Below are 12,014 nucleotides of genomic sequence, written 5' to 3'. Positions count from 1 at the left end.
CGCCACCACCTCCGTAGCCTTGCGTGGCTGTCGCCCCTACGTACGCACGGACGGCGCGGCCGGCTCAATCACATCCGCGTAACTTTCCCCCGGCGTCCGCCGCCCACGGGGTGAACCGGTGGGCGGGTTCATGCGTACCTTGGATCGATACACCGACTTCGACGAAGGAGTACCCGAGGTGCGCCGAGCGACCTTGGCGGCCGTGGCGCTGGCCACGGCCCTGTCCACTGCGGCGTGCACGTCCCCGAGCCACGACCCGGTCGCCACCGCCGCCCCGGCGAGCCCCCAGCCGGCCGCCAACGTGCAGGGCGTGCTGGTGCTGCGCGTCCAGAACCTGCCGCAGGTGGGCACCGTGGTGGTGGACGGGAACGGCTACCCGCTGTACCGGTACGACAAGGACAGCGCCAAGCCACCGACGAGCAACTGCATGGACGACTGCTGGATGAAGTGGCCACCGGTGATCGACACCGGTGACGTCCGCATCGAGGGCATCGACCAGGCCCAGGTCGGCAGCTTCATCCGCCAGGACCCCACCAAGACCAGGCAGGTGACGATCGGCGGTTGGCCCGTCTACCGGTACGCCGGGGATGCCGCACCGGGTCAGGCGATGGGGCAGGGCGTGGGCAACGTGTGGTACGCGGTCACACCGCAGGGCAAGAAGGCCGCCGCGCCGCCGGCGAATGGGGCGGCTGCGAACAACCCTGGCAACTGACCGTGACGGCGAGCCGGCTCACCGCGACGCCCATGGGCGCGGGCCGGCCGACCATCCGAGTCGTCCGGCCCGCGCTCGCACCTGCCGACGCGCGCGGCGATGCCGGACCGCAGGCTCCGTCGCGGCCGTCGCCTTCCCCCGCCCGTGCGACGGCCGCGACGGAGCCATCCTTGCCCACCCCGACCGACGGGACAGGGCAGGATATAGATCGACGTTAATTTGCGGTGAAGTTGGCCTGAGCATTCGACCGCACCACAACGATCCAGGTCTACGCTCTGCGGGTCCTTGATCGGCGTTCACCGGAGGTTGTGTGTCGCACCAACCGGCCCGCGGGCCCGCATCGGTACCCGATCCGCCGCCGCAGGTGGCCACCGCGCCCACGCGGCGCCCGCCCCGCCGGCGGCGGCGGGCGATGCGGCCAGTGGTCGTCGCGGCGGCCACGGTAGTCGCCGTCGCGGTCTCGTCCGCGGTCGGCGCGGTCGCCTCCGGCCACGTCGCAGGCCGCCACGCCACCGGCCCCGACACGGCAGCGCCGGTCGTCGACGCGGGTGCGCCGGCCGACGCGACATCGTCGCGAGGCGCGCGGGTCGGCGTCTCGGCCGCCGACGAAACGACGGCCGGCGAGCCCGCGCGGACAAGCCCACCGACGGACACGGGGGCCGTCGGCGGGTCGGTGACGCCCGGACCCGCACCGCCGACGCCGCCATCCGGCGACGCCGGCACCGAAACGGCGGTGCTCACCCTGGTCAACCAGGCACGGGCAACGGCCGGTTGCGCGGCGCTCACCGCGGACCCGAGGCTGACCGCCGCCGCCCGCGCGCACTCCGCCGACATGGCCCGGCGCGGCTACTTCGCGCACGACACGCCGGACGGCGTCACCGTCGGCGCCCGCATCACCGCCGCCGGGTACCGCTTCTCAGCGGCCGGCGAGAACATCGCCAAGGGGCAGCAGAGCGCTTCCGCGGTGATGCGGGCGTGGATGAACAGCCCCGGGCACCGCGCCAACATCCTCAACTGTCGTTTCCGTCATCTCGGGATCGGGCTGACCCGCCAGGGTTCCACTCCAGTGTGGACACAGGACTTCGGCGCCCCGCTGGGCTGACGCGGGACGCCGCCCGGGCGGACCGGCGCGAAGCGGGTCCGCCCGGGCGGCGGGCCGGGATCAGCGGCGCAGAGCCTCGTGCGCCTGCTCGATCGCCTTCCATGACCGGGGCGCGGCCGGTAGCACCCGTGGGGCGCGCGTCACCGTAGCGCCGAGCGTTGGCCGGCCGGGCGTGAACAGCCAGGTCGCGAAGAGGGCGCCGAGGTTCTTGCCGGACACCCCCTGGGCGAACTCCTCGAACTGCTCGATCGTGGCGTTGCCGTACCGGTGGTTTTCGGTCCAGCCGCGCAGGATGCGAAGGAACACCTCGTCTCCGACCGCCAGGCGCAGTTGGTGGAGCGCCATAGCGCCGCGCGTGTACACCGCCCGGTCGAACGGGTCCCGCGCGCCGGGGTCGCCCGGCTTCACCTGCCAGAACGGGTCGTCGGCCGGGTGTGCGGCGTAGCTGTAGTCGAACAGTTCCTGGGCCGTGCCCTCACCCTGAGCCTCCGACCACAGCCACTCGGCGTAACTGGCGAAGCCTTCGTTGAGCCAGATGTTGCGCCAGTCCGCCACCGACACCGAGTCGCCGAACCACTGGTGGGCGTTCTCGTGCACCACCACGTACACGTTGGCGCCGCCCTGCCAGAACTTGCTGCTGTACACCGGCCTGGTCTGGTCCTCCAGCGCGAACCCGATGGTACCAGGTGGAGCGACGACGCCGCCTCGCGCCTCGAACGGGTACGGGCCGAACAGCCCACTCTCCCAGTCGACCACCTCGGAGGTGCGCTCGACCGCGGCGTGCGCCGCGTCGGCGTACTCACCGAGGTTCTGTGAATACGCGGTGACGACCGGCTGGCCGGAAACCGACACATCGGTGCGGATCTCGTAATGGCCGATGGCGAGGAACGCCAGGTAGGTGGCCATCGGCTTGACGGAACGCCAGTTCCAGCGGCTCCAGCCGGGCAGTTCCCGATGTGCCGGCGCGGGCATCACACCGTTGCTGACGACCTGCGTGCCGTCGGGTACCAGCACCGACACGTCGAAGGTCGCCTTGTCGCGCGGGTGGTCGTTGCTCGGAAACCACCACCAGGCGATCTCCGGCTCCCCGACGGCGACCGCGCCGTCGGCCGCACGCGCCCACGCCGTGGCGCCGTTCACCTTCACCGCCGAGGGCGTGTCGGCGTACTGGACCACCACGGTGAGCGGCTGCCCGTCGGTGACCGGGCGGGCCGGGGTGACCACGAGCTTGTGGGCCCCCTCCCGGGCGTAGGAGGCCGGCGCTCCGTTGACCCGCACCGACGTGACCGACAGCGCGAAGTCGAACTCGAACCGGGACAGGTCCTGCGTGGCCCGGGCGAGGATGGTCGTGGTGCCGGCCAGCCGGTCGGTGTCGGGCCAGTAGCGCAGCCGCACGTCGTAGTGCGACACGTCGTACCCGCCGTTGCCGTAGTCGGGGAAGTAGCTGTCGCCCAGGCCGGCGCTGCCCGGCGCCGGGCCGGCCGCGCTGTGTACGGCGGCGTTGGCCGGTGTTCCGGCCAGGACGACCGCGAGAGCGGTGACGACTGCCGCGAGCGCTTGTCGCACTGTGTGGGCTCCCTCCGGTTGCGGGGCGCGACCCGCCCGGCCGGTACGCCGTCGCGAACCGACGCCCCAGGTGTGTGGTCGGCGCAACCGTATGGACGCATTGAAGACCGCGTAACCCCGCGCCTGCCGCTGTCGGGTCCCATCAAGGGCATTTCTGCGCAGACAGGCAACGGGTGACGCATCGTACGGTGGTGCTTTCCGACCCGCCGGCGGACCGGAAATTACCGCTGGCCGAGCGGCCGAGCGGCAACGTACTTACGGTCATCGAATCGATGATCGTGTAAATCGTCACGTGGTCTTCTTGTTCCACGCTTCGTGTCGCTGCCGCTACAGTGCTCGCGGATTGGAACACTCCGGCCGTTGGGGAGGCACCGGGTGGATCGACGCTCCTGGTTACCGGAAGACGTACGCGCGCACAACCGGGGCCTGCTGTTAAGACTGCTCACCGAGCAGGGGCCCCTGTCGCGTCGGGAACTCGCCGGCCGCACCGGCCTGAGCATCCCGACGGTGTCGTCCATCGTCACCGACCTCGCCAGCGAGGGGTACCTGACCGAGTCGATCCCGCGCGTGCACCGGCCCGTACGCCGCGGTCCACGCGCCTCGGTCGTGACGCTGTCGCGCCACGGGTACACGTTCCTCGGTGTCGACATCGGACCCGAGGAGGTGCGGCTGGGCCTGATCGACCTGTCCGGACTGGTGACCCAGACGACCCGGGCGCCGTTCGAGCGCGGCGCGTCGCCCGGACGGGTACTGGAGCTGGCGACCACCACCGCGGCGCCGCTCATCGAGTCGGCGGGGCGTACCTTGATCGCCATCGGCGTGGGCGTGCCGGGTCCGGTCGACCCCGACCGGCGCCGGTGCGCACTGTCGCTCGCGCTGGGCTGGCGCGAGGTGGACATCGCCGACCGCTTCGAGCAGGAGTTCAGCCGGCCCACCGTGGTGGACTACAACGTCCGGGCGATGGCCGTGGCCGAGGCCCGGTACGGTGTCGGGCAGCTGGCCGAGAACCTGCTGTACGTCCACGTCGGCGAAGGTGTCGGCTTCGGTTTCATCGTCGACGGCCAGCCGTTCCGGCAGGGCGCGCACGGGGTGTCCGAGCTCGGACATCACCAGGTCGCCGGCGACGGCCCCCGCTGCCGGTGCGGGTCGGTGGGCTGCCTGGAAGCGGTGCTGAGCGAGCCGAACCTGCGGGGGCGGGTCGAGCAGGCGGCGCAGCGCAGCCCGACCCTTGCGCGGGCCCAGCGCCAGTACCGTGGCCTGCTCGACGCCCTCGACGCGGCGGCGCGCGCCGATGACGGCCTCGCGCGCGACCTGCTCGAGGAGTTCATCGAACACCTGAGCACGGCGATCGCGCTCAACGTCAACGTCTTCAGCCCCACCCGGGTGGCGCTCGGCGGCATCCTCGCCACCGCCCCCAAGGAAGTGCTGCAGCGGATCCTGTCGGCCACGAGCCCCAAGATCTGTTCTGTGCTGCGCGGTCAGGTCGCCGTCGAGCCGTCGACCCTGGGCCAGCACGTCGGCGTCCTCGGCGCGGCCACGGTCGCCCTCGACCGGATCTTCTACGAACGCGGCGCGGTGCCGGTGAACGGGTAGGGCACCGGCACCCGCCGTACGGTCACCTCCGCTCACCCGCGGCCCCGGGTTCATGCCACGAGCATGACCGGGGCCGCACTCAGGCAGCGGCGCCGTCCGGTTCGCCAACGCGGCCAACCCCGGGCGAACCCGCGCGACCTGCGAATTCAGCGCGATTGGCGGGAACCGCCCGGGCGCGGGGCGAAACCTTCGAACTTTTGCGTGATGTGCGCATCGGCGCTGATGAACATTCACGAAAACTGGGCGCTGAGGGGTCCCTGAACCGTCACCGGACGACTACCGTGCGATGGGGTTCGATCGGAGGCGCCGGTGAGCAGCTCACAAACCCGGCGGACGAGGCCACGATCTACCTGATCGCGACGGTCCCGCGCGGCCAGTTCCAGGTACGGCAACTGACGGCAGCCACCGGCCGGTGGCTGCCCGAACAGGTGCGACACGAGTCAGACCCGGGCACCAGAGGGAAGGAACGGGAGACGAATGGACACGGCTATGGACGTATCACCCGCTACCAGGTCGATGTACGACCGACTCGGTGGTGGCGAGGTGGTGCGGTCCGTCGTTGAGCGGCTCTATGTCCTGATCATCGAGGACGAGCAGCTGCACAGCTACTTCGACAACGTTGACCTGGCCAGTCAGAAGCGGCACATGGCCGCGCTGTTGTCGCAGGTGCTCGGCGGCCCGAAGGAGTACGACGGCCGCGCCCTCGCCGTGGCCCACGCCCCGCTGGGCATCACCGCGGAGCACTACGCGCGCGTCGGCGACTACCTGACCGCGGCGCTGCTCGTCGCGCACGCCCCACGTGACATCATCGACGCCGTCGGCGACGTCCTCACCGCCTCCCGCAGCCAGATCGTCGCCGAATCCATGGTCGGCGCGGGCGGGCTGGCCGGTCAGGTCGGGTAATGGATCCGGCCGCGCTCAAACGAAGCTGGGCGGCGGTCGTCCGCCACGGCGACGCCGTGCCCAGCTTCTTCTACGCCATCCTTTTCATGGCGCACCCGCAGCTCAGATCGATGTTCCCGATGTCGATGGCGGCCCAGCGCGACCGCCTCGTGTCCGCGCTGGGCCGAATCGTGTCCAACGTGGACCAGATCGACGCCGCGGTGCCGTTCGTGCAAGGGCTGGGACGCGACCACCGGCGGTTCGACGTACGGGCCGAGCACTACCCGATGGTCGGCGACGCGCTGCTGCGCACGCTCGCGCACTTCCTCGGCGAGGCGTGGACACCGCAGCTGGCCGAGGACTGGGGCGCCGCCTACCAGCTCGTCGCCCAGGTGATGAGCGAGGCGGCCGAACGTTCGGCCGCCTCGACCCCGGCGTACTGGACCGCCACCGTCGTGGGCCACGAGCGGCGGGGGCTGGACATCGCGGTGGTGCAGCTACACCCCAAGCAGCCGTACCCGTACGTCGCGGGGCAGTCCTGCGCGATGGAGATCCCCGATCGCCCGAGGCTGTGGCGCTACTACTCCCCCGCCAACCTCCCCCGTCCGGACGGCCGCATCGACCTGCATGTGAAGGCCGTGCCGGGTGGGCAGATCTCCACGGCGATCGTGCACGGCCTGCAGCCCGGCGATGTGGTGAAGCTCTCGGCACCCGTGGGTCAGCAGCTGACCCTGGCGCCCGGTGCGACCCGCGACCTGCTGCTGCTCGCCGGCGGCACCGGGCTGGCCCCGTTGAAGGCGCTCGTGGAGCAGGTCGCCGCCGAGGGCGGCCGGCGCCGGGTCACCCTGATCGTCGGGGCCCGTACCCAGCCCGACCTCTACGACCTGCCGGCGTTCGAGGCCCTCGCCAGGCAGGCGGGCTGGCTGACGGTGGTGCCGGCGCTGTCACACGACCCCTGGTATCCGGGCGAACGGGGCACCGTCGGCGAGGTGGCCCAGCGGCTGGGCCGATGGCACGACCACGACGTGTACGTGTGCGGCTCGGCGGAGATGACGACGGCGACCCGGGAAGCGCTGCTGGCCGGCGGGGTTCCGGCCGAGCAGATCCGGTGCGAGGACTACAACAACGACCCGTACCGGCCGATGGCCGGCGACGCGGTCACCGAACTTGAGGAGGTGCCGACCCGATGACCGGGTCCACCGTCAACGGAAACCACCAACACACCAATGCGCATGAATGGGTGCCCCTGTCGGCGGAACGGATCCGCCACCAGACCTTCCGGGAGACCCCGCTGGGGCGCCGCGGTTACCGCCCGGAGGAGGTCCACCTGTTCCTCAACCGGGTGGCCAGTGAGGTGGACCGGTGGACCGCCGCCTACGCCGAGGCGCAGAACGAGGTCCACCGGCTGCGCAACTACTTCCGCAACCAGGGGGTCGACCCCGAGGCCGGGCGCGCCCAGGAGCTGTCGAACGAGGCCGTCACCGTGCTGGTACGCGCTCAAGCCCACGCCGACCGTCTGATCGCCGACGCCCAGGCCCATGCCAGCGCCATGCAGCACGACGCCCGCACCCAGGCGGAGGCGATCGTGGCGCGGGCGCGGCAGGAGGTCGACCGCGCCGCGCACACCTATCGCGCGGTCGCCGGGGTGGAGTACAACGCCGACCGGGAGCAGGCGGAGCGGTTGGCCGCGCTCGGCCGGAGCATCCTGTCGGCCGTGTCCGGCGCCACCACCCAGATGGACGGCGCCACCACCCAGATGCGCGCCATCGGCGAGGCGTTCGCCGCCGAACTGGAGAAGCTGACGGTGCCGTTCGCCCACGCCGGTCACGCCGCCCGACACGGGTAGCGCGACCACCGGGGAGTACCAGGGGCGGGTGCCGCCGGCCGTCAGCCGGCGGCACCCGCCTCAGCGCAGCTCGGCGGCCCGCTGCAGGTCGTGGCGCACCGCGCTCAGCACGTCGGCACGGCCGCCCTTGAGATAGAAGTGGTCACCGGCGAAGAGCCGCAGCGTGAACGCCCCGCTCGTCTCCTCATGCCACCGCAGCAGCCCGTTCCGGTCGACCTCCGGGTCGTCGACCCCCATGTACGCGACGACGGGACAGCGCAGGCGCCCGCCGGGAAGCGGCCGGTACGTTTCGCTGAGCTCGAAGTCCGCCCGCAGCGCCGGCAGGAACATCTGCAGCAGGTCGGGCTCGCCGAGGACCTCCGGCGGGGTGCCGCCCATGCGCCCGACCGCCGCCACGAAGTCGTCGTCCGGCAACGTCCACAGTGTCCGGCGCGCGGATACCGCCCGCGGCGCCTGCCGCCCGGAGACGAGCAGGCAGATCGGGCCGGGCCGGCCGGCGTCGGTCAGCCGGCGGGCCACCTCGAACGCGACCGCCGCGCCCATGCTGTGGCCGAACAGCGCGTACGGTGCGTCCAGCTGCGGCGAGAGCGCCGCGCAGAGCGGGTCCACCAGCTGCTCGATCCGCCGGTACGGGGGTTCGTCCAGCCGCGCCTCCCGTCCGGGCAGCAGCACCGGGCGCACGTCCACGGTCGGTGCGAGCGCGGTCCGCCAGGGGCGGAAGAACGCCGCGCCGCCGCCGGCGTGCGCGAAGCAGAACAGCCGGACGAGCGCGCCACCGGCCGCCTGCGGCCCGTCGCCGACGATCCAGCGCGTCGCCTCGGCGGGGTGCCCGGCGCGGACGTCGACGCCGTTGCGCATCACCATGTCTCCTCCCTCCAGGTCGTGTGTTCACGACGGGTGCCTCGCCACCGGCGTGCCGGCGGCGAGGCACCCGTCGTGGTCAGGACTGCGTCGCGCTGTCCATCCGTTCGCGCAGCGACCGCGGCCGCATGTCGGTCCACACCTCGTCTACGTAGGCCGAGCACTCCTCCTTGGTGCCCTCCTTGCCCACCGGGTGCCAGCCCGCGGGCACCTCGGCGTCGGCCAGCCAGAGCGAGTACTGGTCCTCGTCGTTGCGTAGCACCTGGTACCTGGCGTTGTCGTCCACCTTGCTGTCTCCTTCCGTGGGGTGAACTGTTATGGGGAACTCACACGCTGACCGCGGGCTCGTCCGCGGTCGCGTGGCGGGGAAAAGTCCGCAGCGTCGCGCTGAACGTGACCACGACCGTCACGGTCAGGATGCCGCCGGCGCAGATCATCACCGCGACGGTCGGGGTCAGCGCCTGTACGAGCACACCGCCCAGGGCCGGGCCCACCGCGGACGAGACGCCGACGATCAGGCCGAGCACGCTGCTCAGCCGGCCGCGCAGCTCATCCGGGGTGAGCAGCAGCTGCTGGGTGGTGATGGTGGTGTTGGCGGTGGGTGGCAGCAGCGCCATGGCGAGGAACAGCGCGCCCATGACGTACCCGCTGCGGGCGAAGACGGCGAGCGGGGTGAGCGCCGCCAGCACCCAGAACACCGCGACGATCGACGCGTACGGGGTGAGCAGGCGGTGCAGGTACGGCGCGGCGAGGGCGCCGACCACCCCGCCGAGGCCCAGCATCGCCGCCATGACGCCGATCTCGCCGGCGTGCACGCCGCGGGCGCGGGCCAGCACGATCACGACGATGTAGAAGGCGCTGAAGAACAGGTTGAGCGCGACCGCGCACAGCGACGTGACCCGGATGTGCCGGTGCCGCCACACCCAGCGCAGCCCCTCGGCCACCTCGCGGCCCAGGTGGCCGGCGGGTCGGGTACGCGGTTCGCGCGGCGGCAGGCGTAGGAACGCCAGGGCGCAGAACGCCACGCTGTGCGTGACCGCGTCGACCACGAACGGGACCGCCCGGCCCACGGCGAACAGGAACCCGCCCACGGCGGTGCCCGACAGGTGCCCGAGCGACGCCCGTGCCGAGTTCATGGCCACGGCCGACGCGACCTGCTCGACGGGGACGATGCCGGGCAGCGTGGCCTCCTCGGCGGGTTCGAACAGCGCGGCGCACAGCCCGATCACGGCGGCGACCACCAGCATGTGCGCCACGCTCACCCGGCCCGACACCACGGCTGCGACGAGGCTCGCGGCGGCGACCGCCTGCGTCGCCTCACACGCCAGCATGATCTTCTTGCGGTTCCAGCGGTCCACGAGCGCGCCCGCCGGCAGCCCGGCCGCGAGCTGCGCGACGGCGATCGCACCCAGCACCAGGCCGGAGGCCGCGGGCGAACCGGTGACCGAGAGCACGAGCAGCGGGAAGGCGATCGCCGTCGCGTTGAAGCCGAACTCGGCGAGCGCCTGGCTGCCCCACAACAGCTGGTAGTTGCGGTTTCGCGCCAGCGACGTCGTCACCGCGCCCTCCGGCAGTCGTCGGCGATGCGCCGCAGCGCCTCGGCGAAGTCGGCGGCGACGTCCGCCACAGTAGATCGGGTGAGCACGTCCGGGCGGTAGGACCACGAGAACTCCAACCGGCCCGACTGGACCTCACCCGCGATGTCCAGCAGATGGGAGCCGACGTCGGCGGGGTCGTGGTCCTGTCCCAGCGAGCCGTGCACGGCACGGTAGAGCCCGTCGGCGTCCTCCTGGGACCGGGCGTCCCACTGGCCCAGATAGTTGAACACGATCTGCGGGCCGCCGGCCCCGGCGGAGAGCCGGTCGCACACCGACGGGGGGCCGAGGTAGCGGAGCGCGCTGAAGCCGAACCCGTTGCCGGGGATGGCACGCAACTGTCGTCGTACGGACTTGACCAGGGCGCGCCAGTCGGGCTCGTCGGCGGCCGCCACGTCGAGGGCGACCGGGAAGATCGTGGTGAACCACCCCACCGTACGCGACAGGTCCACCCCGTCGAGGATCTCCTCGCGGCCATGGCCCTCCAGGTCAACGGTGACCCGGCTGTGCCCCGTCCAGCGCGCCAGCGCCCACGCGAGAGCCGCGAGCAGCACGTCGTTGATCCGTGTGCGGTACGCGGAGGGCGCACCCCGCAGCAGCACCTCGGTGTCGTCGGCGCTCAGCGCCACCGGCACCGGCTCTGCGTCGGCGTCCGGTTCGGCCCCGGGCGGTGTCGCCGGGAGCGGGGGCGCGTCCACCGCGCCGGCCCAGTAGTCCACCTCCGCGTCGAGGTGACCGGCGGCCACGTACTCGCCCAGGCGCTGTGACCACTCCCTGAACGACGTCGACTTCGGGCCGAGGTTGATGTCCTTGCCCTGGGCCGCCTGCTGGTAGGCCACGCCGAGGTCGTCGAGCAGGATCCGCCAGGAGACGCCGTCGACGACCAGGTGGTGCGCGACCAGCAGCAGGACGGGTGATCGTCCTGCCCCGCGCTCGAACAGCACCGCTCTGAAAAGGGGGCCGCGCTCGAGGTGGAGGCTCGCATGGACCTCGTCGGCCGTCTGCTCCATCGCCCACTGCTGCGCGTCGGGATCCGTCGTCGACAGGTCGTACCGCTGGAGCACCTCCACCGGCTCGACCGGGCCGTTGTACTGCCGCCACTGCCCGTCCATGCGCTCGTAGCGCAGCCGGAGCGCGTCGTGGTGGGTCAGCAGCGCCTCGAGCGCACGCCCGAGCAGGTCGCGGTCCACCTCCTCGACGAGCTCGACCAGGGTGGACTGGTTGAAGTGGTGCGGGTTGGCCGGATGGGTCCGGAAGAACCAGTGCTGAATCGGGGTGAGCGGCACCGGGCCGACGACGGGCTCCTCCGCGCCGGCCCCGTCGTCGGCCGCCGAGACGTTCGGCGCGAGCGCCGCGACTGTCTGGTGCAGGAACAGGTCCTTGGCCGCCAGGTTCAGCCCGGCCTGCCGGGCCCGCGCCACGACCTGGATGGTCAGGATGGAGTCCGCGCCGAGTTCGAAGAAGTTGTCCTCGACGCCGACCCGCTGCACCCCGAGCACGTCGGCCCAGATGCCGGCGAGGACCCGCTCGGTCTCGGTGCGCGGCTCGACGTAGCCATCGCCGGCCGCGGCGGCGAAGTCCGGGGCGGGCAACGCCCGCCGGTCGACCTTGCCGTTGGCGTTGAGCGGCAGCGCCTCGAGGGTCACGAACGCCGACGGCACCATGTAATCCGGCAACAACCCACCCAGCAACGCCCGCAGCGCCGCCGTCTCCGGCGCCTCGCCACCGGCCGGCACCACATACCCGACCAGACGCTTGCGGCCGGCATCGTCGGCACACGCCACCACGATCGCCTCCGCGATACCGGGATGGCTGCGCAGCGCCGCCTCGATCTCCCCCAACTCGATCCGGAAACCC

General features: G+C 72.1%; 11 protein-coding genes. 6 read left to right on the top strand and 5 right to left on the bottom strand.

Translation table 11 applies throughout. The features are described from left to right. Positions 1–178: 178 nt before the first annotated feature. Positions 179–712 carry a hypothetical protein gene (locus HC031_RS20510; protein ID WP_167926995.1) on the top strand — a complete coding sequence of 178 codons (534 nt, stop codon included), beginning with the start codon at positions 179–181 and terminating at the stop codon, positions 710–712. Positions 713–1,124: 412 nt separating this feature from the next. After that, positions 1,125–1,814: a CAP domain-containing protein gene (locus tag HC031_RS20505; RefSeq protein ID WP_167927119.1), complete on the top strand. Its 690-nt coding sequence runs from the start codon at positions 1,125–1,127 to the stop codon at positions 1,812–1,814. Positions 1,815–1,874: 60 nt separating this feature from the next. Here the strand turns inward: HC031_RS20505 and HC031_RS20500 are convergent, their stop codons facing one another. Further along, complete coding sequence (locus HC031_RS20500; protein WP_167926994.1) at positions 1,875–3,380, bottom strand: M1 family aminopeptidase; 1,506 nt, start codon at positions 3,378–3,380, stop codon at positions 1,875–1,877. A gap of 375 nt (positions 3,381–3,755) precedes the next feature. On the opposite strand from HC031_RS20500, the gene HC031_RS20495 reads away from it, so the two are divergent. The 4 genes from HC031_RS20495 (at position 3,756) to HC031_RS20480 (ending at position 7,701) form a co-directional block, all read left to right on the top strand. Continuing rightward, entirely contained in the window at positions 3,756–4,973 is a 1,218-nt protein-coding gene (locus HC031_RS20495) for an ROK family protein (protein WP_167926993.1), read from the top strand. Between the two features lie 516 nt (positions 4,974–5,489). Then, positions 5,490–5,876, top strand: a complete 387-nt coding sequence (locus HC031_RS20490; protein ID WP_167926992.1) for a group I truncated hemoglobin — start codon at positions 5,490–5,492, stop codon at positions 5,874–5,876. Beyond that, positions 5,876–7,045, top strand: coding sequence for a globin domain-containing protein (locus HC031_RS20485; protein WP_167926991.1), 1,170 nt, complete (start codon positions 5,876–5,878; stop codon positions 7,043–7,045). The genes HC031_RS20490 and HC031_RS20485 overlap by 1 nt, the downstream gene beginning before the upstream one ends. Further along, positions 7,042–7,701: a DivIVA domain-containing protein gene (locus HC031_RS20480; protein ID WP_167926990.1), complete on the top strand. Its 660-nt coding sequence runs from the start codon at positions 7,042–7,044 to the stop codon at positions 7,699–7,701. Before HC031_RS20485 ends, HC031_RS20480 begins: the two co-directional genes overlap by 4 nt. 60 nt (positions 7,702–7,761) lie before the next feature. Here HC031_RS20480 and HC031_RS20475 read toward each other — a convergent pair whose 3' ends face one another. The 4 genes from HC031_RS20475 to HC031_RS20460 form a co-directional block, all read right to left on the bottom strand. Beyond that, positions 7,762–8,565, bottom strand: a complete 804-nt coding sequence (locus tag HC031_RS20475) for a thioesterase II family protein (RefSeq protein WP_240942746.1) — start codon at positions 8,563–8,565, stop codon at positions 7,762–7,764. Between the two features lie 76 nt (positions 8,566–8,641). Beyond that, positions 8,642–8,848, bottom strand: a complete 207-nt coding sequence (locus tag HC031_RS20470; protein ID WP_167926989.1) for an MbtH family NRPS accessory protein — start codon at positions 8,846–8,848, stop codon at positions 8,642–8,644. Positions 8,849–8,888: 40 nt separating this feature from the next. Then, a complete protein-coding gene (locus tag HC031_RS20465; RefSeq protein ID WP_167926988.1) occupies positions 8,889–10,121 on the bottom strand; it encodes an MFS transporter in 1,233 nt (410 codons plus the stop codon). Beyond that, a partial coding sequence (locus HC031_RS20460) for a condensation domain-containing protein (RefSeq protein WP_240942745.1) occupies positions 10,118–12,014 on the bottom strand: 1,897 nt, incomplete at its 5' end. The genes HC031_RS20460 and HC031_RS20465, both read right to left, overlap by 4 nt.

The organism is Planosporangium thailandense (assembly GCF_011947195.1).
In the GTDB taxonomy this organism is placed as follows: domain Bacteria; phylum Actinomycetota; class Actinomycetes; order Mycobacteriales; family Micromonosporaceae; genus Planosporangium; species Planosporangium thailandense.
This window is presented reverse-complemented; position numbering and strand designations above follow the sequence as displayed.